Raw genomic sequence first — 22,556 nt, forward strand, 5'->3', positions numbered from 1 at the left:
AACTCCTTCCGTTTATCGCTTCCCTGCTTCCTCTTTTCTGCTCAAATAGGCCGCTAACAGGCTGATTTGTTTGGAAATTCTTTTACGTTTCCCTGTGCTGTCACGCTTGACTTGGGCTTTGCAGTGGCCCTAGAGTGTCTCAATGTGGTGAAAAGTGGGAAAAAGTGGGAATTCCGTCGTGACAGGTGTCACGAAGTGGGGCGAAAAGCCCCAGGAAGGAACCGCATAACCAAGAGCAAGAGGACGGCCAGTGTTTACTGGGAGCGCAGCACTCAATCTGGATGCCAAAGGGCGGCTAACCATGCCGACCCGGTACCGTGCGTCGTTAATCGACACGTGCGGCGGCCAGCTTGTGCTTACGCTGCACCCGTTCGATGACTGCCTGGCGCTTTACCCGCGTGCAGAATTCATGGATACCGCCAGGAAGCTGTCTGAGCAGCGTGATTCCAATCCGCAGGTGCGTCAGCTCAAGCGGCGCTTCTTGGGTCAGGCTGCGGAAATCGAGATGGACAGTAACGGTCGTTTGTTGGTGCCGCCGGAATTGCGGGCGGCCATTAGTCTGGAGAAGCGCGCCATGCTGATCGGTCAGATGCACCGCTTCGAAATCTGGAAAGAGGAAAGCTGGTCCGACGTGGATGGCACCCTGGATCCGGCGGCGTTGCCGGAAAGTGTGCAGGAGCTGTCGTTCTGATGACGACCAAAGACACGCAGTACGCACACCAGCCGGTCATGCTGGAAGAGGTGCTGGATATGTGGTTCAGCCAGAGCGAAGGCTTTTATGTGGATGGTACGTTTGGCCGTGGTGGCCATAGCCGTGCCTTGCTCGCGCGCTTGGACGACAACGGTCGCCTGACCGGTATTGATCGTGACCCACAAGCCATCGCCGCCGGGCAGCAGCTCGCCGCCAGCGATAGCCGATTTCATATGGTCGCCAACCGTTTTGATTGCTTGCCGCAAGTGGTGGAGCAGGCGGGTCGGCCGATTGACGGGTTGTTGCTGGATCTGGGGGTGTCTTCGCCTCAGCTGGACGATGCGGCGCGCGGTTTCAGCTTTCTGCGTGATGGCCCATTGGACATGCGCATGGATCCGACCCAGGGCGAAAGCGTGGCCGAGTGGCTGTCCCATGCGGCGGAAAAAGACATCGCCAATGTGCTGTATCGCTATGGCGAAGAGCGCAAGTCCCGCTGGATCGCCAAGCGTATTTGCGAAACCCGCAAAGAGCAGCCGATTACCCGCACCCTGCAGCTGGCCAATTTGATTGAGTCGGTGCTGGGGCGTAACGAGAAGGGAAAGCACCCGGCCACGCGCAGTTTTCAGGCGCTACGGATACATATAAACGGGGAACTGGATGCGCTGGAACAAGTGCTTGAACAGTCCCTCGAGACGCTCGCCATCGGCGGGCGTCTCGCCATTATCAGCTTCCATTCTTTGGAAGACCGGATCGTGAAACTGTTTATTCGTGACCATTCCGGCCGGGCGCCGAAAGGGCGTGGCGGTTTGCCGTTGGGTGATGAGCTGCCCTTGCGGCTGGAGCCGGTGGGCAAGGCCCTGCATGCCGGCAAGGCCGAGCTGAAAGTGAATGTGCGTTCTCGCAGTGCGGTGCTGCGTATCGCGGAGAAGGTGGCCTGATGGCTGCCCCGTGGATGATTCGCATCCTGGTGGTGCTGGTGGTCATGTCGGCGCTGGCCGTGAGTTACAGCGTGCATCAGGCGCGTCGTTTCACCGATGAAAGTCAACGTTTACAGCAACGCCAGACTCGATTGGAAAGCCAGTGGAGTCAGTTGTTGCTGGAGCACAGCACCTGGGGCAGCTACGCCCGGGTGGAGCGCCTGGCCAGGGAAAAGCTGGGCATGAAATTACCCAAGACCGATGAGAGAGTGCTGATCCGGCCATGAAGAAACAGGCCCGCAAGACACGGCAACCGAATCACCCGATGCGCTGGCGCTTTGTGCTGGGCTTCTGGGCGGTGTGTGCCTGTCTGTTGCTGGTTCGGGCGGTGGATCTGCAAGTGATTCAGCACGACTACCTGGCTCATCAGGGTGATATCCGCAATCTGCGGGTGGAGCCGCTGGCGGCGCATCGAGGCGTGATTCGTGATCGTGCCGGCAAGCCCTTGGCCGTGAGCACGCCGGTGGTGACGCTGTGGGTGAACCCCCGCGAAGCCATGGAGCATCAAGATCAGTGGGGCCGCCTGGCTGGCAACCCGGTGATCGACCAAAAAGCGTTTGCCCGCAAAGTGCGCCGGCATGAATCCCGCGAGTTTATTTATCTGGAACGCGGCCTGGCCCCGGAAGCCGCCAAGGCAGTGTTGAACCTGAATGTGCCTGGCGTTTATTCGCTGACGGAATACCGCCGCTATTACCCGGCCGGTGAAGTGGCCAGCCATGTGGTGGGCTTTACCAACATTGATGATCAGGGCCAGGAAGGCATTGAGCTGTCCATGGAGGATCATCTGTCCGGTCATTCCGGTCGCAAGAAAGTGGTGCGCGATCTGCTGGGCCGGGTGATTCAGGATATCGAGGTGCTGGAGCCGGCTGCACCCGGTGAAGACGTCACTCTGAGCATCGACCTGCGCCTGCAATACTTGGCCTACCGGGAATTGCTCGGTGCGGTGCAGAAATTCAAGGCCAAGGGCGGCAGTGCTGTGGTGCTGGATGTGCACACCGGGGAAGTGTTGGCCATGGTTAACCAGCCAGCTTATAACCCCAACAATCGTGGCAATTTGGATACTGGCGCGCTGCGTAACCGGGCGGTGACGGACTTGTTCGAGCCAGGCTCTACCATGAAGCCGTTTACTGTGGCGGCGGCCCTGGAGATGGGCATGGTGACGCCGTCCACCACCATCAATACCCACCCGGGTACTTTGCGGGTGGGTAGCAAAACGATTCGCGATCACCGTGATTACGGTGTTATCGACATCACCACGGTGCTCACCAAGAGCTCCAACGTGGGCACCAGCAAACTGGCGCTGGCCATGGATCCGCTGGCTCTGCCGGGGTATCTGGAGCGCTTCGGTTTTGGTCAGTCCACGCATATTGCGTTCCCCGGTGAGAGCAACGGGTTGCTGCCGCTGCGCAGCAAGTGGCGCGATGTGGAACGTGCGGCACTGTCCTATGGTTACGGCCTGAGTGTGTCTGCGGTGCAATTGGCCCAAGCCTATGCCGTGATCGCCAACGATGGTGTGAAAGTGCCGTTGACCCTGAAAAAGGTGGATGGTGTGCCGCAGGGCGAGCAGGTAATCGGCAAGGGCACGGCCCGGCAGTTGGTGCAAATGCTGGAAACCGTGGTGAGCCGTGTGGGTACCGCACGCCGCGCTCAGGTGCCGGGCTATCAGGTTGCCGGCAAGACCGGCACCGTGCACAAGGTGTTGAACGGCGGCTACGCCGACGATAACTACATTGGTTTGTTTGCCGGGCTGGCCCCGGCAACGGATCCGCGCATTGTCACGGTGGTGGTCATTGATGATCCGGGCGGCGATGCCTATTACGGCGGCTTGATTGCGGCACCGGCGTTTTCCAACATCATGGGTGGCGTGTTGCGCTCGCTGCATGTGCCACCGGACAAGCCTGACGGGCTGCTGGCCGGCGGCCCGGATGCGGAGGATCGCTCATGATGACCCTCCAGCAACTGCTACCCGATGTCACCCTGCCTGCTTCTGCGGCGGGTGTTGTACTTTCCGGGCTACAGCTCGATAGCCGCAAGGTGGCGCCGGGTGATGCCTTTTTAGCCGTGCCGGGCGTGGCCAGCGATGGCCGCCAGTTTGTCAGCCAGGCAATTGCCGCCGGTGCGGTGGCGGTGCTGGCGGACGCAGATACGTTTGAGATTCAGCAGGACCAGCCTGTGCCTTGTGTGGCGTTGCCACAGCTTGGCCGTCGCGTGGGTGCGTTGGCGGCTCGCTGGTATGGCGAGCCCGGTGCGGCCATGAGTGTGGTCGGTGTGACCGGCACCAACGGTAAGACCAGCATCACCTGGTTCCTGCGTGATGCTCTCAATGCATTGGGTCACCGCTGTGCCTTGGTCGGCACCTTGGGCCTGGGCTTGAAAGGTAGCGAGCAAACCACTGGTCATACCACGCCGGACCCGATTACCTTGCAGGCCGGCCTGGCCCGGGTGCGTGATGCGGGCGCTGATACGGTGGCCATGGAAGTGTCTTCCCACGCGCTGGACCAGCATCGCCTTGGCTCCACGCCGGTGCCGGTGGCCGTGTTCAGTAACCTGAGCCGGGATCATCTGGACTACCACGGTGACATGGAAGCCTATCTGGCGGCCAAATCTGTGCTGTTTACCCGTGACGGCGTCAAGCTGGCGGTGATCAATTGTGACGATCCGGCGGCATACTCGCTGATCGGTTGTCTAGCCGATGGTGTGCGTTGCGTGACGTTCGGTGATCAGCCGGGCGCCACTGTGCGCTGTGCCGCAGTCGCCTTTACCGCCGACGGTATGCGCGCCGAACTGGCCGTGGGTGGCGATCCTCTGGTGGTCACGCTGCCGTTGTTTGGCCGCTTTAACCTCAGCAACGTGATGGCAGTTGCCGGCATCTTGCACGGTCAGGGCGTCAGCACCGCGTCATTGGGCGGTGCGCTGGCGGCGGTAACACCGGTGCCCGGTCGCATGGAACCGGTACAGCAACCGGGCTGTCCCACCGTGATCGTTGATTATGCCCACACTCCGGACGGGCTGGAAAAAGCCTTGCAGGCGTGCCGTGCCCATTTTCACGGCCGGTTGTTCTGCATCGTGGGGTGTGGCGGAGATCGGGATACCGGCAAGCGCCCGCAGATGGCCGCTGTCGCAGAGCGCGGCGCCGACCGGGTGGTGCTCACCAGCGATAACCCGCGCAGCGAAGACCCGCAACAAATTATTGACGACATGCGCGCAGGTCTTACTGACCCGGCGACGGTGAAGGCCGTTGTTGAACGTGCCCAAGCGGTAATGGATACCGTGCAGGCGGCCAGTGACGGCGATGTGATTCTGCTCGCCGGCAAGGGTCACGAGGATTATCAGGAAGTGGATGGCGTGCGTTACCCCAGTGATGACCGCGACTTGGCCCGCAAGGCGTTCAACGCCCGGGGAGGTGCGCAATGATGTGGCTGTCACAGATCGCCCAGTGGACCGGCGGCGCTTTGCAGGGTGAAGACCTGAAGGTCAATGCCGTGGCCACCGATACCCGTGCCATTGAACCCGGTTGCCTGTTTGCGGCATTGCGTGGTGACCGTTTTGACGCCCATGACTTTCTGGCATCCGCCAAAACCGGTGGCGCCATTGCGGCGCTGGTGGAGTGTGAACAGGACTGTTTCGAAAGCGCTGTGCGCGTAGCCGACAGCCGCGAAGGGCTGGGCCGTCTTGCCGGTGGGTATGCCGCCCAGTTCGACATGCCCCGCCTGGCGGTGACCGGCAATGCCGGCAAGACCACCGTGAAGGAAATGGCTGCGGCCATGCTGGGCAGTGACACGCTGGCCACGGCAGGCAACTTTAATAACGATGTAGGTGTGCCGCTAACGCTGTTGCGCCTGCGGGCAGAGCACCGTTTCGCGGTAATCGAGCTGGGCGCCAATGCCCCGGGCGAAATCGCCTGGACCAGCGCTTTGGCGCGCCCGCAGGTGGTGCTGGTGACCAACGTGACCGGTGCGCATCTGGAAGGCTTTGGTTCCATGCAGGGCATTGCCGATGCCAAGGCGGAAATCTTTGGCGGCTGCACGCCGGGTGGTCAGGCGATCATCAACAACGATGACAGCTTCGCGGATTTCTTCGCCGAAAAAGCCCGTGCTGCTGGTTTGACGGTGGTGCGGGTCAGCATGAATGAAAGCACGCGAACCGGTGCCGACCTGTATGCCGAAAATATCACCCTGCATCGCGATCGCGCAGAGTTTGTGCTTCAGCCGCTGGGCGAAGCCGTTACGGTTCCGCTGCCCGGTGTGCATCAGGTGAGTAACGCCTTGATGGCCTGTGCGGCGGTGCGGGCATTGGGTGTGTCGCTGGCTCCGGTCTTGCCGCGCCTGGCGGCACTGAAACCGGTACCCGGACGGATGCATATTCAGCCCGCCGGCGCCGGCGCGGTAGTGGACGATACCTATAACGCCAACCCGGGTTCGGTGCGTGTGGCCATTGATTGGCTGGCCGCACAGCCGGCGCCACAAATGCTGGTGCTGGGCGCCATGGGCGAGCTGGGCCCACAGGCCGAAAGTCTGGTGCAGGAGCTGGGTGAATACGCTCGTCAGGCCGGACTTTCCGAGTTGGTGGTCATGACAGGTGCGGCGGCAGCGGCGCGGGGTTATGGCGAAGCAGCAAAAATTGCAGAGGACTATCAACAGGCGGCGAGCTGGAGTGCCCCGGTGCTGGCGCAAGGCGGCACGGTGTTGGTGAAAGGATCCCGTAGCGCCGGTATGGAAGCGGTGGTGCAGCGGCTTACACAGGAACGCACACACACAGGGGGGGCACACTGATGCTGCTTTGGCTGGCGGACTATCTGGCGCAATACCACAGCGGTTTTCTGGTGGTGCAGTACATCACCCTGCGCGGCATCTTGAGTGTGCTGACGGCGTTGTTTATCGCCTTCTGGGTCGGCCCAATCATGATCCGCAAGCTACAGGAAAAACAGGTGGGTCAGGCTATTCGTGATGATGGTCCGAAGAGCCACCTGAGCAAGGCGGGCACTCCGACCATGGGCGGGGCGCTGATTCTGGTGGCCATCGTTATTTCCACTCTGCTGTGGGGCGACCTGGAAAACCGTTTCGTCTGGATCACCCTGGGTGTGCTGTTCATTTTTGGTGCCGTGGGCTGGGTGGATGATTGGCGCAAGGTGGTGGAAAAGAACCCGCGCGGTTTGCCTGCTCGCTGGAAATACCTGTGGCTGTCTGTCGGCGCACTGGGCGCCGGGTGCGCTTTGTTCTTCACCGCACAAAGCCCGGTGGAGACCCAGTTGATCGTGCCGTTCTTCAAGAGCGTGGCCATCAACATGGGCTGGTTCTACATCGTGCTGACCTATTTTGTGATTAACGGCACCAGTAACGCGGTGAACCTCACCGACGGACTGGATGGCCTGGCCATCATGCCTACCGTGCTGGTGGGTGGCGCTTTGGGCATTTTTGCCTACGCCGGGGGGCATGCGGAATTTGCGACCTACCTGCAGATTCCTTACGTGGCGGGTGCCGGTGAGCTGGTGATTATTTCCGCTGCTTTGTGTGGTGCTGGTCTCGGGTTTCTGTGGTTCAACGCGTATCCCGCCCAGGTGTTTATGGGCGATGTAGGTGCGCTGTCTCTGGGCGCGGTACTGGGCGTCATGGCAGTGATCGTGCGCCAGGAAATTGTGCTTTTCATCATGGGCGGTGTGTTCGTGATGGAGACGGTATCGGTGATGTTGCAGGTGGGCTCGTTCAAGCTCACCGGCCGGCGAATTTTTCGCATGGCTCCCATTCATCACCATTTTGAACTGAAGGGATGGCCGGAGCCGAAGATCATTGTGCGGTTCTGGATTATCACTGTGATTCTCGTGCTGGTGGGTCTGGCGACCCTCAAAATTCGATAGGGGATTGAGTCAAGGATATGGCGAAAGACGGGTTTGATCTGGTCATTGGTCTGGGTGTAACAGGCCGCTCCGTGATCCGTTATCTAACGGATCAGGGGATGCCCGTGCGCGCCATTGACACCCGTGCTGAACCGGCCGGGCTGGATGCCCTGTGTGCCGAATTTCCAGATCTGAAAGTGCACACCGGTAGCTTCAAAAAAGGCTGGATGAACAAAGCCCGCCGCCTGATCGTGAGCCCGGGTGTGGCAGTGTCCACCCCGGCGATTGCCGAGCAGGTAGTGGATGGCAAAGAAGTCATTGGCGACATTGAGCTGTTCGCCCGTGCCGCCAGTGAACCGCTGGTAGCGATCACCGGGTCCAACGCCAAGAGCACGGTAACGACCTTGCTGGGTCAGGTAGCGGATGCCTGCGGGATGAACCCGGGCATCGGCGGCAACCTGGGTGTGGCCGCACTGGAATTGCTGGACGATCAGGCCCGGTTGTATGTGCTCGAATTGTCCAGCTTCCAGCTGGAAACCACTTATAGCCTGAGCGCAGAAGTGGCCACGGTGCTCAACGTGTCCCAGGACCATCTGGACCGTTACGCCAGCTTCGCCGATTACCTGGCGGCCAAGCAGCGCGTCTATGACGGTTGTCAGGTGGCGGTCTGGAACCGTGATGACCTGGCCACCCGTCCGCCGGCCACGGTGGCGCGGCAGATCAGCTTTGGTGCCCACCCGGAAGCGGATTACCGTCTGGATAGCGAAAAAGGCCTGCTGCTGTGCCGGGGCGAGCCGTTGCTGTCGCTGTCCGAGTTGGCCCTCACCGGTCACCACAATGCGATGAATATTTTGTCGGTGTTGGCGATCAGCGATGCACTGTCGCTCAATCGCGACAAGGCGCTGGCCACGGTGAAAGCGTTTACCGGCCTGCCGCATCGTTGCCAGTTGGTGGCGGAAGCTGGTGGGGTGCGTTGGTTCAATGATTCCAAAGCCACCAACGTGGGCGCCACCCTGGCCGCGCTGACCGGCATTGGTGAAAGCATTGAAGGCAAGGTGATTCTGGTGGCTGGCGGTCAAGGCAAGGGGCAGGACTTTTCCCCCCTGGCCGAACCGGCTCGCCAATATTTGCGTGCCGCCCTGTTGATGGGCGAAGACCGTAATGCCGTGGCCCAGGGTATGTCCGCCGCGCCCTGCGAGCTGGTGGCCGACATGGCTGCCGCCGTTGCCCGTGCCCATGCGCTGGCACAGCCGGGTGATGCGATCTTGCTGTCGCCGGCCTGCGCATCATTTGATCTGTACAGCGGTTTCTCTGCTCGCGGCGACGACTTTACCGCCCGTGCTCGGGAGGTGTGCCATGACTGAGCGCATGATCCTGAAAGTGGACCACACTGGCATCGACAAGCCGTTGCTGTGGACGGCCATTTTGCTCTCGCTGGCCGGTCTGGTGATGGTGTCTTCCGCCAGTTTGCAGATTGCGGAAACGCGCCTGGGTGACCCCTTCTATTACGCCATGCGCCATGGCATTTATCTGGCGCTGGGATTGGGTGTCGGCACCTTTGTGTATTACGCGGTGCCACTGGCCCTGCTGGAGCGCCTGCGTTTTGTGATGTTGCCGGTGGCGCTGGTGGTGCTGGTGATGGTCTTCATTCCGGGTTTGGGCCGTACCGTGAATGGCTCCACCCGCTGGATTGCCTTGCCGGGCCTGACCATTCAGGCCTCGGAAATCGTCAAGTTGTGCTTCGTGCTTTACATGGCCGGCTACGTGGCGCAACGCAAGGCGGCGCTGGAAACCGAATGGAAAGCCTTCTTGCTGCCGTTGGGCTTGCTGGGCGTATTGATGCTGCTGCTGTTGCTGGAACCGGATTTCGGTGCAGTGGTGGTGCTGGGTATTACCGCCATGGGGATGTTGTTTCTGTCCGGTGTGCCGACCCTGCGTTTCCTGCTGATTGGTTTGATTGCGGTGGCATTGGGCGGCTTGATCGCTTTCGCGGAACCCTACCGGGTGGCGCGGCTGATGACCTTTACCGACCCCTGGGCAGACCAGTTCGGTTCCGGCTACCAGCTTACCCAAAGCCTGATCGCGTTTGGTCGTGGTCACTGGCTGGGCGTGGGCTTGGGTAACAGCGTGCAGAAACTGTTTTACCTGCCCGAGGCGCATACGGATTTCGTTTATGCGGTGATGTCCGAAGAACTGGGCCTGCTGGGTAATGTGGCGTTGATCAGCGGCTTTATTTTGCTGGGCTGGCGTGTATTCCGCGTCGGCCATCGGTTGGAAGAGCGTGGTTTGTTGTATCACGCCTATGTGGTCTATGGCTGCGCCTTTGTTTTCTGCTCCCAGGCGTTTATTAACCTGGGTGTGAATATGGGCCTGCTGCCCACTAAAGGCCTGACGCTGCCGTTTATCAGCTATGGCGGTTCCTCGTTGTTGATCTCCGCCGCCATGATCGGCTTGATCTTGCGGGCCGGGGCAGAAGCCGATCACCTGAAAGCCAGAGGGAGGGCTGCACGATGAGTCGCACCGTCCTGATTATGGCTGGCGGCACCGGCGGCCATGTGTTCCCGGCAATGGCAGTGGCCGATCAACTGCGTGCGCGCGGTTTCGACATTCTCTGGCTAGGCGCGGAAAACGGCATGGAAGGCAAGCTGGTGCGCCAGTACGGCTACGAAATCGCCGAGCTGTCCGTGTCCCGTCTGCGCGGTGGCGGGATCAAACGCAAGCTGACCGCCCCCTTCAATCTGTTGCGCGCCGTGTTGCAGGCGCGTCAGCTGATTCGTGCCCGTCAGCCAGTGTTGGCTGTGGGCTTTGGTGGCTTTGCCAGTGGCCCCGGTGGCCTGGCAGCGCGGCTGTGCAAGGTGCCGGTGGTGGTGCATGAACAGAATGCGGTTCCCGGCTTGACCAATCGCCTGTTGTCCCAGCTGGCCACGGTGACCCTAGAGGGCTTTCAGGGTGCCTTCGGTAACCCGCGTGCTTGCTGGGTGGGCAACCCGGTACGCCCGGAGATTACCGCCCTGGATGAGCCGGCTCGCCGTTATGCCCAACATCAGGGCGGCTTGCGCGTGCTGGTGCTGGGTGGCAGTCAAGGGGCGCTGGTACTGAATCAGGATCTGCCGGAGCTGCTGCTGGCGGTGCTGGGTCGCGATATACAGGTGCGCCATCAGTGCGGCGCCGGGCGTACCGCTGAGGCCGCACCGATTTATCAGGCGCTGGGCCTGCAGGCTCAGGTGAGTGAATTTATTGATGACATGGCACAAGCCTACGGCTGGGCAGATTTGGTGATCTGCCGGGCCGGCGCGCTGACCGTTGCCGAAGTGGCGGCGGCGGGCGTGGCCGCCATGTTTGTTCCCCTGCCCAGTGCAGTGGATGACCACCAGACATTGAATGCCCGTTGGTTATCAGAGCGCGGAGCCGCGCTGCTGCTACCCCAGCGGGACCTGGGTGCGGCAAGCCTTGCCGGCACCCTGAAACCAGTTGCAGAGCGTGGCCTGCTGGCGCAAATCGCCGAGCGGGCCCGTGAGCAGGCGATGGCGGACAGCGCAGAGCGCGCCGCCACGCTGTGTGAGGAGGTGGCCAATGGCCGATAACGACAACATTCATACGGTGCCGGAAATGCGCCGCATTCGCGGGATCCACTTTGTGGGGATCGGCGGTGTGGGCATGTGCGGCATTGCCGAAGTGCTGGCCAACCAGGGCTATGCCATCAGCGGCAGCGACATCAAGGAATCGCCGGTGGTAGAGCGCCTGCGAAGCTTGGGTGTGCGGGTAGACATTGGCCACCGTGCTGAAAATATCGATGGCGCGGATGTGGTGGTGACCTCCACCGCGGTGAATACCGAGAATCTGGAAGTGGCGGCGGCCCATGAGCGCCGTATCCCCGTGGTGCCCCGTGCCCAGATGCTGGCAGAGCTGATGCGCTTTCGCCACGGTATCGCCGTGGCCGGCACCCACGGCAAGACCACCACGACGTCGCTGACCGCAGCGATCATGGCCGAGGCCGGACTGGATCCGACTTTTGTCATTGGCGGGCGCCTGAATAGCGCTGGCACCAATGCACGTCTGGGGCAGAGCCGTTATCTGGTGGCGGAAGCGGATGAGTCCGATGCCAGCTTCCTGCATCTGCAGCCCATGAGTGCCATCGTCACCAATATCGATGCGGACCACATGCACACCTACGGTGGCGACTTTGCCCAGCTGGAGAACACCTTTATCGAGTTTCTCCACAACCTGCCGTTCTACGGTGTGGCGGTGATGTGTGTGGATGATCCGGTGGTGCGCAAGTTGTTGCCGCGGGTCAACCGTCAGGTGATCCGCTACGGCTTCAGCGAGGATGCAGACCTGCGTGCCGAGAACGTGCGCCAGGACGGCATGGTGACCCATTTCCGGGTAGTGCGTGCTGAAGGCGAGCCACTGGAAGTGTCCCTGAACATGCCGGGTCGCCATAACGTCTTGAACGCCTTGGCTGCCATCGCGGTGTCCGCGGATGAAGGCGCAGACGATGAAGCCATTATCCGTGGCCTGAATAACTTTACCGGGGTGGGGCGTCGCTTTGATGTACAGGGCGAGTACCACTTCGAGGGCGGTAGCGCGACCCTGGTGGACGACTACGGTCACCATCCCCGTGAAGTGGCCGCCACCATTGCCGCCATTCGCGACGGCTGGCCGAACCGCCGCCTGGCCATGTTGTTTCAGCCGCACCGTTATACCCGCACCCAGGACCTCTACGAGGACTTCGTGGAAGTGCTCTCCGGGGTGGATGTGTTGCTGATGCTGGAAGTGTATGCCGCCGGCGAAGACGCGATTCCCGGTGCCGATGCCCGGGCGCTGTGCCGCAGCTTGCGCAAGCGCGGCCTGGAGCCAGTGTTTGTGGATGACCCGGATAAGCTGCCGGGCCTGTTGGCCAGCCAGCTTCAGGACGGTGATCTTCTCGTCACGCAGGGTGCCGGTAACGTCGGCGCCATCGCCAAGCAGTTGGCCGCTCAGGGAGGCAGCCATGGATAAGCGTGCATTGAAACAACGATTGAGCCGGGTGGGCCGAGTGGCGGTGCTGGCCGGGGGGAAATCTGCAGAACGGCCAGTGTCGCTGAAAAGCGGCGCAGCGGTGCATCAAGGCCTGCGCAATCTGGGCCTGATCGCAGAGCTGGTCGACCCGGCGGACAAGAGCGTGGACACCCTGAAAGGGTTTGATGCGGCGTTTATTGCCCTGCACGGTCGCGGCGGCGAAGACGGTGTGATTCAGGGCGTGCTGGAGCATCTGGAGATTCCTTACACCGGGTCCGGGGTGATGGCGTCTGCCATCGGCATGGACAAGGTACGCACCAAGCAATTATGGAAAGGAGCGGGTTTGCCGACGCCGGCGTTTTATGTGTCCGGTCGTGATGAGGCAGACCTGGGCTTCCCGGTGATTGTGAAACCGGCCCACGAAGGCTCCTCCATCGGTATGGCCAAGGCGGATAACGCTGAAGAGCTGGCCGAGGCCCTGGTGGCCGCAGAAAAATTCGATCAGGACGTGCTGGTGGAAGCCTGGGTCAACGGCCCGGAATACACCGTGGCAGTGCTGGGGGACGAAGCCTTGCCGGCCATTCGCCTGCAAACGCCCCATGCGTTTTACGACTTTGAAGCGAAGTACCAATCCGACAGTACCGAGTACCTGTGCCCAGCCGGGCTGGATGACGCCGACGAGCAGACGCTGCGGCAGCTGGCGCTGACCGCCTTTCGGGTGGCCGGTTGCCGTGGCTGGGGTCGGGTCGATGTGATGCGCGATGAGCAGGGCCTGTGGCAGCTGCTGGAAGTGAATACGGTGCCGGGCATGACGGATCATTCGCTGGTGCCCATGGCAGCGAAAGCCACCGGCCGCGATTTTGACGTGCTGGTGGGCGAAATTCTGCTGGACGCACTGGAACGGGGTCGTGGCTAGAAACGCCCCCGCGCCGCGCGGCGCTCGTCGCAAGCCGGTAAAAAAGGCCGGTGTTCCCCTGCGCGAGCGGGTGGCAGCGGCGGTGCCGTGGATGCTGGTGAGTTCGGTGGCGCTGGTCATCCTGCTGGCGGTGATTTACCTGCCCGCCGCGCTGGATGGCTACCCCATCCGCAAGGTAGGCGTGGATGGCGTGACCGATGTGCGTCGCCAGCAGCAGATTCAGACCGCATTGGCGGCGCTGGTGCGCGAAGAAAATTACTTCTCTGTGCCGCTGGAGGATATCTACCAGCAGTCGCAGGGGTTGAGCTGGGTGGAAGAGGTTTCCGTCCGCCGTCAGTGGCCCGATACCGTGGTGCTGACAGTGGAAGAGCGTCACCCGGTGGCAGTGTGGAACGAGGCGGTATTGGTGTCGGACAGCGGGCAGCCTTTCAAGGCGCTCAAGCAGTACGACCTGACCGATCTGCCCCACCTGAGTGGCCCGGAGCAGCGGCTGGAAGAAGTCATGGGCTTCTACCACAGCATGGGCAAAACGCTGGCGGATGTGGATCTGACCATTCGCAGCATGGAAGTCAACGCGCGCCTGACCGCGCGCCTGACACTAAATAACGACATGGAACTGGTGGTTGACCGTGAGCATTACACCACCAAATTACGCCGTTTTGTGCGGCTTTATCGTGGCGTGCTGAGCACGGATAGCCGCCAGGTAGCTCGGGTCGATCTGCGTTATGCAGACGGCATGGCAGTGACCTGGCGCGAGCAGCAAAGTTAGGAGAAAAGGTGACATGGCGACAGCAACAGAAAACATGATTGTCGGACTCGATATTGGCACCTCCAAGGTGGTTGCCATCGTCGGCCAGACAGCAGCCGATGGCACCTTGGAAATCGTCGGCCTGGGCTCGCAACCGTCGCGGGGCATGAAAAAGGGTGTGGTGGTGGATATCGAAGCCACCGTGCGCTCTATTCAGCGCGCCGTGGAAGAAGCGGAGCTGATGGCCGGTTGCCATATTCACACGGTGTACGCAGGCATTGCCGGCTCCCATGTGCGTAGCCTCAATTCCCACGGCATCGTCGCCATTCGCGACCGGGAAGTGGCCCAGGCCGATATCGATCGGGTGATCGATGCGGCGCAGGCGGTGGCGATTCCGGCGGACCAGAAAACCCTGCATGTGCTGCCGCAGGAATACGTGGTGGACAACCAGGAAGGGGTGCGTGAGCCCATCGGCATGAGTGGTGTGCGCCTGGAAGCCAAGGTGCACTTGGTGACTTGCGCGGTGAATGCGGTCCAGAACATCGAGAAATGCGTGCGCCGCTGCAACCTGGAAGTCGACGACGTCATTCTTGAGCAGTTAGCGAGTGCTCACGCCGTACTCACCGAAGACGAGCGGGAACTGGGTGTTTGCATCGTGGATATCGGCGGTGGCACCACGGATATCGCCATCTTTACCGAAGGCGCCATTCGCCACACGGCCAACATTCCCATTGCCGGGGATCAGGTGACCAACGATATCGCCATGGCCCTGCGCACGCCCAAACAGCATGCGGATGAAATCAAGATCAAGTACGCCTGTGCGCTGACCCAGCTGGCTGGGGCAGACGAAACCATCAAGGTGCCCAGCGTGGGCGATCGTCCGCCGCGCACTCTCAGCCGCCAGAACCTGGCGGAGGTGGTGGAGCCTCGTTACGACGAGCTGTTCACCCTGGTGCAGGCAGAAATTCGCCGTTCCGGGTTCGAGGACCTGATTCCCGGGGGCATCGTGCTCACCGGTGGTTCTTCGAAGATTGAAGGGGCAATCGATCTGGCCGAGGAAATCTTTCATATGCCGGTGCGCCTGGGTGCGCCGCAGGGCATTTCCGGGCTGATCGACGTGGTGAAGAACCCGATTTATTCCACCTCTGTGGGCCTGCTGCTATATGGCCAGCGCATGGAGAAGGAAGGCACCAGCGCCAAGGCCCAGGCCGGCGGCGGTGATGTGGACTGGCTGGAACGTATCAAAAGCTGGTTCAAAGGGAATTTTTGACAAGAGATGCAACACGCTGCACGCATCAGGCAACACGCGTGCAGCGTAAACCGAGCAAGCGGTTGTTCCGGGCCGCGGCAAGATGACCGGAACACTTCGACGTAATGAGTAGTAAACAGGGAAGCAACAACGGGAGATCAACCATGCAATTCAAATTGGAAGACAGCGTGCCGCATGGTGCGGTAATTAAAGTAGTAGGTGTCGGTGGTGGCGGCGGTAACGCCGTGGATCACATGGTGCGTTCCGGTGTGGAAGGGGTAGATTTCATCTGCGCCAACACCGATGCCCAGGCCCTGCGTAATGCCTCATCCAAAACCGTGATTCAGCTGGGTAGCCAGGTGACCAAGGGTCTGGGTGCTGGCGCGAATCCGGAAATTGGTCGTCAGTCTGCACAGGAAGACCGCGATCGTATCGCCGAGCTGCTGGACGGCGCCGATATGGTCTTCGTAACCGCCGGCATGGGCGGTGGTACCGGTACCGGTGCCGCTCCAGTGGTGGCCGAAATCGCCAAGGAACTGGGTATTCTCACCGTGGCCGTGGTTACCAAGCCGTTCCCCTTCGAAGGCAAGAAGCGCATGCGCTCTGCCCAGCAGGGGATTGATGATCTGAAAGAGCACGTTCATTCACTGATCACCATTCCCAACGAGAAGCTGCAAGCGGTACTGGGTGGCTCCACCAGCCTGCTGGACGCCTTCAAGGCGGCCAACGAGGTACTGCAGGGCGCAGTGAAAGGGATTGCCGATCTGATCGTTCGGCCCGGCATGATCAACGTGGATTTCGCTGACGTGCGCACCGTGATGAGCGAAATGGGCACCGCCATGATGGGTACCGGCACCGCCAGCGGCGATGGCCGTGCAGCGGAAGCCGCACAGGCTGCTATCTCCAGCCCGCTGCTGGAAGACGTGGATTTGCGCGGCGCGCGGGGTATCCTGATCAACATCACCGCCAACGAGTCCATCGCTCTGGATGAGTTCTCCGAAGTGGGTGACATCGTCAGCGAACTGGCTGGAGATGACGCCAATGTCATCATCGGTACCGCCATCGACCCGGATATGGGCGACAGCATCAGTGTTACCGTGGTGGCAACGGGCTTGGGCGCGGAGGCACAGGAACTAAAAGTGGTGCGTGGCCGTCAGACTCCTGTCGCGGCAGACGGACGGGTGGACTACAGCGACCTGGATCGCCCGGCAGTGGAGCGCAAACGCGCCGCCCAGCAGGCCGCCGGTGGCCGTGGCCAGCAGGCGGTAAGCACCGCGGAAGATCTGGATTTCATTGATATTCCGACCTTCCTGCGCCGCCAGGCCGACTAACGGTCAGGTGAGATTGGTGCAAAATCGGGGTGTTTCAGTATAATCGCGCCCTAATTTTGTGTTGAGGAAAGCGGTATCCTTAGGGTACCCGCAGCTGTGTGACAGACTGATGATCAGACAACGAACGCTAAAAAACGTGATCCGCGCCACTGGCGTAGGCCTTCACACGGGCGAAAAGGTTTACATGACCGTGCGCCCGGCACCGGTGAACACCGGTATCGTGTTCCGGCGTGTGGACCTGGACCCGGTGGTGGAGATCAAGGCTGCCGCGGACGCGGTGGGCGAAACCACGCTCTCTTCCACGTTGGTACAGGATGGCGTGAAAGTGGGTACGGTGGAGCACTTCCTGTCCGCCATGGCGGGCCTGGGGATTGATAACGCCTTTGTGGAGTTGTCAGCCCCGGAAATGCCGATCATGGATGGCAGTGCCGGTCCGTTCGTCTTCCTGCTGCAATCTGCCGGTATCAAGGAACAGGAATCCGCCAAGAAGTTTATCCGCATCAAGAAAGAAGTGACGGTGCGTGAAGGCGACAAAACGGCGACGTTCGTGCCTTTTGACGGCTTTAAGGTGACTTTTTCCATCGAATTCGATCACCCGGTGTTTGAAGATCGTAATCAGCTGGCCAGTATCGACTTCTCCACGACCTCGTTCGTGAAAGAAGTGGCCCGTGCCCGGACTTTTGGTTTTATGCGCGATATCGAGTTTCTGCGCAGCCAGAATCTGGCCTTGGGTGGCAGTGTGGATAACGCCATCGTGGTGGACGAGTACCGTATCCTCAACGAAGACGGCCTGCGTTATGACGACGAGTTCGTCAAACACAAGATGCTGGACGCCATTGGCGACCTGTATCTGCTGGGTCACAGCCTGATTGGCGAGTTCATCGGCCACAAATCCGGCCATGCACTCAACAATGCGCTGTTGCGGGAAATTCTCCGCCAGGAGGACTCCTACGAAGTGGTGACGTTTGAAGACGCCACCGATGCGCCTGTGTCCTATATGCGCCCTGTTCTGGCAGCAGAATAAGTGGCGGCAAAGTAGTACAGAACGTGGGTTGGCCGCGTCGGGTCAGGATGACCCTGAAGTGCTGCTGACCTTGGCCGAAGCGATTCGGCTGTACGTCGAAGCCCTGTTGGCCACCTGGCTGTCTCCCGCAGTCAGGTGGTTTTTCGTTTCAAGGGTGGAGGCTTTTAAAGTTTAAAGTTTAAAGCTGAAAGGCAGAATCAAGGGTGGCGCCAGCAACGGGCGCGTTTCAGTTTTGCACTTTAAATTTTCAATTCAGTCAGGTTCACCGCGACTTGCCAGCCGCTGCAAAGATGCCTTTAACGCGTCATCGTCTATGGCCTCGGCCACCGCTTCAATGTGCCGGGCGCTTTCCTGGGCCAAATGGGGACCTGCCGGTTTACTGGCATGGCGATTGCTTTGCATGGGTTGGCGCTTGCCGCCCACCACGATCTTGATCTGCTGACCGGGCATGGCCTGTTGCAGTTTCGGCAAGTGAAAGCGTAAAAGCTGCGCGGTGGCGCTGGTTTCCGTGATGGCCAGCCAGCGATGCTGGTCTTCCACCAAGGTGACGCGCTCACGCAGGGCAGGTGGCAGGCATTGCAAAGGATCATTCTGTTCCTGTGCAGGGGTCTTCCGGGCTTCTTTCGCCAAGGCTGACAGAGCGGGGTGACCGCTTAGCAGAGCGAGAAGGGCTTTGGGCGACGTTGTCTTGCTCATGAGTTTTACTTAGACTAGCCTGCAGATTGTAAAAAAATTATAAAGCAATAGCGTAACACTTTGATTTAAATGACTTTAAGCCGGTGCGTTACGAAATCTTATGAACATCATAGTCCTTAACAGCAAGCGCGGCCATTCGCGCACACTGCCCGTTCCTCGTCATTGGCCCTGGTTATTGGCTACGGCGTTGGTGGTGTTTCCTGCAATTATTGGCGTTAGTGCCTATCTTCTGGCCTATCGTGTGGGCGGTCAGCCTGAATTTACCCCAGTAATGACAGAACGGTTCGCTGGCCAGCTGGAACAGCAACAGCTGGTTCTTTCCGAGCTTGATCAACAGAGTCAGGAGCAGTTTCGGGCCCTGACACTTAAGTTGGCGCAGGCTCAGGCTCGGCTTGTTCGTCTGGATGCGCTGGGCGAGCGGTTGGTGGAAGTGGCCGATATCGGCGGCGACGAATTTGATTTCAGTAGTGTTCCCGGAGTCGGTGGCCCGGAAGCCTCTGAAGAGGGTGTGGGCTACGAATTGCCGTCCTTTATGGGCGCACTGGATCAAATGACCGCGACGTTGGAGCGTCGCGAACGTCAGCTGGACATTTTGGAAGACTTGTTGGCAGATAAGCAGCTGGAGGACCAGACCTATCTGTCTGGCCGCCCACTGACCAAGGGGTGGATGTCCAGCCGCTTCGGGCGCCGTTCTGACCCGTTTTCCGGCCGTGTTGCCTGGCACAAAGGGGTGGATTTCGCGGGGAAGGAAGGCACGCCAATCGTGGCTACGGGCGCTGGCGTTGTGACCTATTCCGGTGAACGTTCCGGTTACGGAAAAATGGTGGAGATCAATCACGGTAACGGTCTGTCCACCCGCTACGGGCACGCCAAGGAGCTATTGGTTGAACCGGGGGAAATTGTTCGCACTGGTGATATTGTGGGAAAAGTGGGCAGCTCCGGGCGTTCAACAGGGCCGCATGTGCACTATGAAGTGCTCAAAAATGGCGCCCAGATCAATCCGCAACCGTACATTTACCGTGCGCGACGGTAACTGAATGACCTTAAACGGCCCCGCAAGGGGTCGTTTTTCTTTCAGCACCCTTGATAACGGGCAATACCACCTTATCTCTTGATCCTATTGTGTTTAGAATGTCTGGCCTTGCGGGGAATTACCTTGCCGCCATGGGGCTGTTTGTCCTGACTTTATACTGAACCGGAAGTTTTATGCTGGGTACCATCGTAAAAAAAATCATCGGCACCAAGAATGATCGTGAAATCAAGCGAATGGCAAAGCTGGTCGATGCCATTAATAGCCACGCAGATGCGATGGGGCAGCTTACCGATGGCGACTTGCAGCACAAAACAATCGCTTTCCGGCAGGCGTTTAAAGACGGCAAAACCCTGGATGAATTGTTGCCCGAAGCCTTCGCGCTAGTGCGTGAAGCTTCAACCCGGGTCATGGGGATGCGCCATTTCGATGTGCAGATGATGGGCGGTATTTCGCTGCACGAAGGGCGTATTTCCGAGATGCGTACCGGTGAAGGTAAAACCCTGACCGCAACCCTGCCGGCGTATTTGAATGCGCTGTCCGGTGAGGGCGTGCATGTGGTCACGGTGAACGATTACCTGGCCGAGCGTGATGCCAACTGGATGCGCCCACTGTATGAATTTTTGGGTTTGTCTGTGGGTATCATTCTGTCTCAGCAGCCCACCGAGCAGAAGCGTGCCGCCTATGCCTCGGATATTACCTACGGGACGAACAACGAATACGGTTTCGATTACCTGCGCGACAACATGGCCTTCCGCCTGGAAGACCGGGTGCAGCGCGGGCTGAATTACGCCATCGTCGATGAGGTGGACTCCATCCTCATCGACGAGGCGCGTACCCCGTTGATTATTTCCGGCCCTGCCGCCGATTCCTCCGAGCTGTACCAGGCGGTGAATCAGTTCATGCCACAGCTGGAAAAAGAAACGGAAGAGAGCGAAGGCGATTACTTCGTTGATGAGAAACAGCGGCAGGTAGAGCTGACCGAAGTTGGCCACCAGAAAATTGAAGGGCTGTTGGTCAGTAACCAGTTGCTGGAACAGGGCGAGAGCCTGTATGCAGCCCATAACCTGGCGCTGCTGCACCATGTTCATGCGGCGCTGAAAGCCCATGCTTTGTTCCATATCGATCGGGATTACATCGTACAAAACGACCAGATCGTGATCGTGGATGAGCATACCGGCCGTACCATGCCGGGCCGTCGCTGGTCCGAAGGTATTCACCAGGCCATTGAGGCAAAGGAAGCGCTGAATATCCAGCAGGAAAACCAGACGCTGGCTTCTACCACCTTCCAGAACTATTTCCGCCTGTACAACAAGCTGTCAGGCATGACCGGTACCGCGGACACCGAGGCACTGGAATTCCGCCAGATTTACGGCATGGATGTGGTGGTGGTGCCCACCAACAAGCCGATGGTGCGGATCGATGCCAATGATCTGGTCTACCTGAGCCTGCAGGAAAAATTCGAAGCTATCGTCAAGGAAGTGACTGAAGCGGTCGCCAAGGGCGCGCCGGTGCTGGTGGGTACTGCTACCATTGAAGCGTCGGAGTATTTGTCCAAGCGTTTGAAGCAGGACAAGATTGCCCACGAAGTGCTGAACGCCAAGTTCCACCAGCGCGAAGCCCAGATTATTGCCCAGGCCGGTCGCCCAGGAGCGGTGACCATTGCCACTAACATGGCTGGCCGGGGTACGGATATCGTGCTCGGGGGTAATCCTGAGGAACAGATCAAGCACATGGACACCCCGTCTGAAACGGAAGCGGAGAAAATCCGCGCCGAGTGGCAGGCGAACCACGATACCGTCATGGAAGCGGGCGGTTTGCACATTATCGGTACCGAGCGCCATGAATCCCGCCGTATCGATAACCAGCTGCGGGGTCGTGCGGGGCGTCAGGGTGACCCGGGTTACACCCGCTTCTTCCTGTCTATGGAAGATGACCTGATGCGTATCTTCGCCTCAGACAAGATCCGTAATTTGATGCGCTCTTTGGGTCTGGAAAACGGTGAGGCCATTGAGCACCGCTGGGTGACCCGCGCCATTGAAAACGCCCAGCGCAAAGTGGAAGGGCGTAACTTTGATATCCGTAAAAACCTGCTGGAATACGATGACGTGGCCAATGACCAACGTCAGGTAATCTACGGGCAGCGTGACCAGATTCTGGAAGCTGACGATCTGGTGAATTCAGTGAAGGGGATTCGCCGCGATGTGGTGACAGAGGTGGTCCACGATTATATGGCGCCGGGTTCGGTAGAAGATCAGTGGGACATCCCTGGCCTTGAGAAAACCCTGGACGCAGAATTCCAGTGTCATGCGCCTGTTGGCCAGTGGCTCAATGAAGACAATCAGCTGCATATCGAGGGTTTGATCGAAAAGCTGGTTGAGAGCATGGACGAGGATTACCAGCGCAAGGAAGGGGAAATCGGCACTGAGGATTTGCGCAAAATCGAGAAGCATCTGATGCTGCAGATTCTCGATCGTCACTGGAAAGAGCATCTGGCCAGCATGGATCATCTGCGCCAGGGGATTCACCTGCGCGGCTACGCCCAGAAAAACCCCAAGCAGGAATACAAGAAAGAAGCCTTTGAGCTGTTCCAGGGGCTGCTTAACCAGATTCAGCACGAACTGATCCGTGTGTTGCACAGCTTCCAGGTACGCCGCGATGACGAAGTGGAGCGCCTGGAGCAGCAGCGCGAAGAAGAAGCACGCCTGCAAGCCGAAAAAATGAAGATGCAGGCGGTGGCCGAGCCCGGCACCGATGGTGATGCCCAGCCCCGCCAGCAGGGTGAGCAGCCTAAAACCGTGGTCCGGGATGGCCGCAAAGTCGGGCGCAATGAACCTTGCCCCTGTGGTTCCGGCAAGAAGTACAAGCAGTGCCACGGAAAGATTGAATAAAAGCAGCCTCAAGCAACAAGCTTCAAGCGGCAAGGAAAACCAAAAGCACCGGCAAAGTCGGTGCTTTCTTTGTTTAGGCTTGTCGCTTCAATTCGTAGGTCGAATTAGCCTGAAAGGCGTAATCCGACAAACAGCCTGGGAGCAGCCCTACAAAGCTCCACGCTTGGCAGGG

General features: G+C 59.7%; 19 protein-coding genes. 18 read left to right on the plus strand and 1 reads right to left on the minus strand.

Going from position 1 to position 22,556, the window contains the following annotated elements:
- Positions 1-250: 250 nt before the first annotated feature.
- The 16 genes from mraZ (at position 251) to lpxC (ending at position 17,767) form a co-directional block, all read left to right on the plus strand.
- Positions 251-691, plus strand: a complete 441-nt coding sequence (gene mraZ / locus ABNH18_RS00490) for a division/cell wall cluster transcriptional repressor MraZ (RefSeq protein ID WP_349380924.1) — start codon at positions 251-253, stop codon at positions 689-691.
- Positions 691-1,629 (plus strand): 16S rRNA (cytosine(1402)-N(4))-methyltransferase RsmH, encoded by a 939-nt coding sequence (gene rsmH / locus ABNH18_RS00495; RefSeq protein ID WP_349380925.1) that lies wholly within the window; start codon positions 691-693, stop codon positions 1,627-1,629. Before mraZ ends, rsmH begins: the two co-directional genes overlap by 1 nt.
- Entirely contained in the window at positions 1,629-1,895 is a 267-nt protein-coding gene (gene ftsL, locus ABNH18_RS00500) for a cell division protein FtsL (RefSeq protein ID WP_349380926.1), read from the plus strand. Before rsmH ends, ftsL begins: the two co-directional genes overlap by 1 nt.
- The gene (locus tag ABNH18_RS00505; RefSeq protein WP_349380927.1) at positions 1,892-3,613 is read left to right on the plus strand and encodes a peptidoglycan D,D-transpeptidase FtsI family protein; all 1,722 of its coding nucleotides are present in this window, start codon (positions 1,892-1,894) and stop codon (positions 3,611-3,613) included. The genes ftsL and ABNH18_RS00505 overlap by 4 nt, the downstream gene beginning before the upstream one ends.
- Entirely contained in the window at positions 3,610-5,082 is a 1,473-nt protein-coding gene (locus ABNH18_RS00510; protein WP_349380928.1) for a UDP-N-acetylmuramoyl-L-alanyl-D-glutamate--2,6-diaminopimelate ligase, read from the plus strand. The genes ABNH18_RS00505 and ABNH18_RS00510 overlap by 4 nt, the downstream gene beginning before the upstream one ends.
- On the plus strand, positions 5,079-6,440 hold the full coding sequence (locus tag ABNH18_RS00515) for a UDP-N-acetylmuramoyl-tripeptide--D-alanyl-D-alanine ligase (RefSeq protein WP_349380929.1): 1,362 nt from the start codon (positions 5,079-5,081) through the stop codon (positions 6,438-6,440). The genes ABNH18_RS00510 and ABNH18_RS00515 overlap by 4 nt, the downstream gene beginning before the upstream one ends.
- Positions 6,440-7,522: a phospho-N-acetylmuramoyl-pentapeptide-transferase gene (gene mraY / locus ABNH18_RS00520; RefSeq protein ID WP_349380930.1), complete on the plus strand. Its 1,083-nt coding sequence runs from the start codon at positions 6,440-6,442 to the stop codon at positions 7,520-7,522. The genes ABNH18_RS00515 and mraY overlap by 1 nt, the downstream gene beginning before the upstream one ends.
- A gap of 17 nt (positions 7,523-7,539) precedes the next feature.
- Entirely contained in the window at positions 7,540-8,865 is a 1,326-nt protein-coding gene (murD, locus tag ABNH18_RS00525; protein ID WP_349380931.1) for a UDP-N-acetylmuramoyl-L-alanine--D-glutamate ligase, read from the plus strand.
- A complete protein-coding gene (gene ftsW / locus ABNH18_RS00530; RefSeq protein ID WP_349380932.1) occupies positions 8,858-10,015 on the plus strand; it encodes a putative lipid II flippase FtsW in 1,158 nt (385 codons plus the stop codon). Before murD ends, ftsW begins: the two co-directional genes overlap by 8 nt.
- Positions 10,012-11,085: an undecaprenyldiphospho-muramoylpentapeptide beta-N-acetylglucosaminyltransferase gene (gene murG, locus ABNH18_RS00535; RefSeq protein ID WP_349380933.1), complete on the plus strand. Its 1,074-nt coding sequence runs from the start codon at positions 10,012-10,014 to the stop codon at positions 11,083-11,085. Before ftsW ends, murG begins: the two co-directional genes overlap by 4 nt.
- Positions 11,075-12,499 (plus strand): UDP-N-acetylmuramate--L-alanine ligase, encoded by a 1,425-nt coding sequence (murC, locus tag ABNH18_RS00540; protein ID WP_349380934.1) that lies wholly within the window; start codon positions 11,075-11,077, stop codon positions 12,497-12,499. The genes murG and murC overlap by 11 nt, the downstream gene beginning before the upstream one ends.
- Complete coding sequence (locus tag ABNH18_RS00545; protein ID WP_349380935.1) at positions 12,492-13,415, plus strand: D-alanine--D-alanine ligase; 924 nt, start codon at positions 12,492-12,494, stop codon at positions 13,413-13,415. Before murC ends, ABNH18_RS00545 begins: the two co-directional genes overlap by 8 nt.
- Positions 13,408-14,184, plus strand: a complete 777-nt coding sequence (locus ABNH18_RS00550) for a cell division protein FtsQ/DivIB (RefSeq protein WP_349380936.1) — start codon at positions 13,408-13,410, stop codon at positions 14,182-14,184. Before ABNH18_RS00545 ends, ABNH18_RS00550 begins: the two co-directional genes overlap by 8 nt.
- Positions 14,185-14,197: 13 nt before the next feature.
- Positions 14,198-15,433 (plus strand): cell division protein FtsA, encoded by a 1,236-nt coding sequence (gene ftsA / locus ABNH18_RS00555; protein ID WP_349380937.1) that lies wholly within the window; start codon positions 14,198-14,200, stop codon positions 15,431-15,433.
- A 143-nt stretch (positions 15,434-15,576) separates the two neighbouring features.
- The gene (gene ftsZ, locus ABNH18_RS00560) at positions 15,577-16,743 is read left to right on the plus strand and encodes a cell division protein FtsZ (protein WP_349380938.1); all 1,167 of its coding nucleotides are present in this window, start codon (positions 15,577-15,579) and stop codon (positions 16,741-16,743) included.
- A 109-nt stretch (positions 16,744-16,852) separates the two neighbouring features.
- Positions 16,853-17,767, plus strand: coding sequence for a UDP-3-O-acyl-N-acetylglucosamine deacetylase (gene lpxC, locus ABNH18_RS00565; RefSeq protein WP_349380939.1), 915 nt, complete (start codon positions 16,853-16,855; stop codon positions 17,765-17,767).
- Positions 17,768-18,019: 252 nt separating this feature from the next.
- Here lpxC and ABNH18_RS00570 read toward each other — a convergent pair whose 3' ends face one another.
- Positions 18,020-18,463, minus strand: a complete 444-nt coding sequence (locus ABNH18_RS00570; RefSeq protein WP_349380940.1) for a hypothetical protein — start codon at positions 18,461-18,463, stop codon at positions 18,020-18,022.
- Positions 18,464-18,563: 100 nt separating this feature from the next.
- On the opposite strand from ABNH18_RS00570, the gene ABNH18_RS00575 reads away from it, so the two are divergent.
- The gene (locus ABNH18_RS00575) at positions 18,564-19,496 is read left to right on the plus strand and encodes a M23 family metallopeptidase (RefSeq protein WP_349380941.1); all 933 of its coding nucleotides are present in this window, start codon (positions 18,564-18,566) and stop codon (positions 19,494-19,496) included.
- 173 nt (positions 19,497-19,669) lie between these two features.
- Positions 19,670-22,384 carry a preprotein translocase subunit SecA gene (gene secA / locus ABNH18_RS00580; RefSeq protein ID WP_349380942.1) on the plus strand — a complete coding sequence of 905 codons (2,715 nt, stop codon included), beginning with the start codon at positions 19,670-19,672 and terminating at the stop codon, positions 22,382-22,384.
- Positions 22,385-22,556 lie beyond the last annotated feature (172 nt).

This window comes from Alcanivorax sp. (assembly GCF_040118815.1).
GTDB lineage: Bacteria > Pseudomonadota > Gammaproteobacteria > Pseudomonadales > Alcanivoracaceae > Alcanivorax.

What these genes read in the sequence shown, in the direction of transcription:
- rsmH (WP_349380925.1), top strand. Translation starts at nt 691, where the DNA reads ATGACGACCAAAGACACGCAGTACGCACACCAGCCGGTCATGCTGGAA.
- ftsL (WP_349380926.1), top strand. Translation starts at nt 1,629, where the DNA reads ATGGCTGCCCCGTGGATGATTCGCATCCTGGTGGTGCTGGTGGTCATG.
- ABNH18_RS00505 (WP_349380927.1), top strand. Translation starts at nt 1,892, where the DNA reads ATGAAGAAACAGGCCCGCAAGACACGGCAACCGAATCACCCGATGCGC.
- ABNH18_RS00510 (WP_349380928.1), top strand. Translation starts at nt 3,610, where the DNA reads ATGATGACCCTCCAGCAACTGCTACCCGATGTCACCCTGCCTGCTTCT.
- ABNH18_RS00515 (WP_349380929.1), top strand. Translation starts at nt 5,079, where the DNA reads ATGATGTGGCTGTCACAGATCGCCCAGTGGACCGGCGGCGCTTTGCAG.
- mraY (WP_349380930.1), top strand. Translation starts at nt 6,440, where the DNA reads ATGCTGCTTTGGCTGGCGGACTATCTGGCGCAATACCACAGCGGTTTT.
- murD (WP_349380931.1), top strand. Translation starts at nt 7,540, where the DNA reads ATGGCGAAAGACGGGTTTGATCTGGTCATTGGTCTGGGTGTAACAGGC.
- ftsW (WP_349380932.1), top strand. Translation starts at nt 8,858, where the DNA reads ATGACTGAGCGCATGATCCTGAAAGTGGACCACACTGGCATCGACAAG.
- murG (WP_349380933.1), top strand. Translation starts at nt 10,012, where the DNA reads ATGAGTCGCACCGTCCTGATTATGGCTGGCGGCACCGGCGGCCATGTG.
- murC (WP_349380934.1), top strand. Translation starts at nt 11,075, where the DNA reads ATGGCCGATAACGACAACATTCATACGGTGCCGGAAATGCGCCGCATT.
- ABNH18_RS00545 (WP_349380935.1), top strand. Translation starts at nt 12,492, where the DNA reads ATGGATAAGCGTGCATTGAAACAACGATTGAGCCGGGTGGGCCGAGTG.
- ftsA (WP_349380937.1), top strand. Translation starts at nt 14,198, where the DNA reads ATGGCGACAGCAACAGAAAACATGATTGTCGGACTCGATATTGGCACC.
- ftsZ (WP_349380938.1), top strand. Translation starts at nt 15,577, where the DNA reads ATGCAATTCAAATTGGAAGACAGCGTGCCGCATGGTGCGGTAATTAAA.
- lpxC (WP_349380939.1), top strand. Translation starts at nt 16,853, where the DNA reads ATGATCAGACAACGAACGCTAAAAAACGTGATCCGCGCCACTGGCGTA.
- ABNH18_RS00570 (WP_349380940.1), bottom strand. Translation starts at nt 18,463, where the DNA reads ATGAGCAAGACAACGTCGCCCAAAGCCCTTCTCGCTCTGCTAAGCGGT.
- ABNH18_RS00575 (WP_349380941.1), top strand. Translation starts at nt 18,564, where the DNA reads ATGAACATCATAGTCCTTAACAGCAAGCGCGGCCATTCGCGCACACTG.
- secA (WP_349380942.1), top strand. Translation starts at nt 19,670, where the DNA reads ATGCTGGGTACCATCGTAAAAAAAATCATCGGCACCAAGAATGATCGT.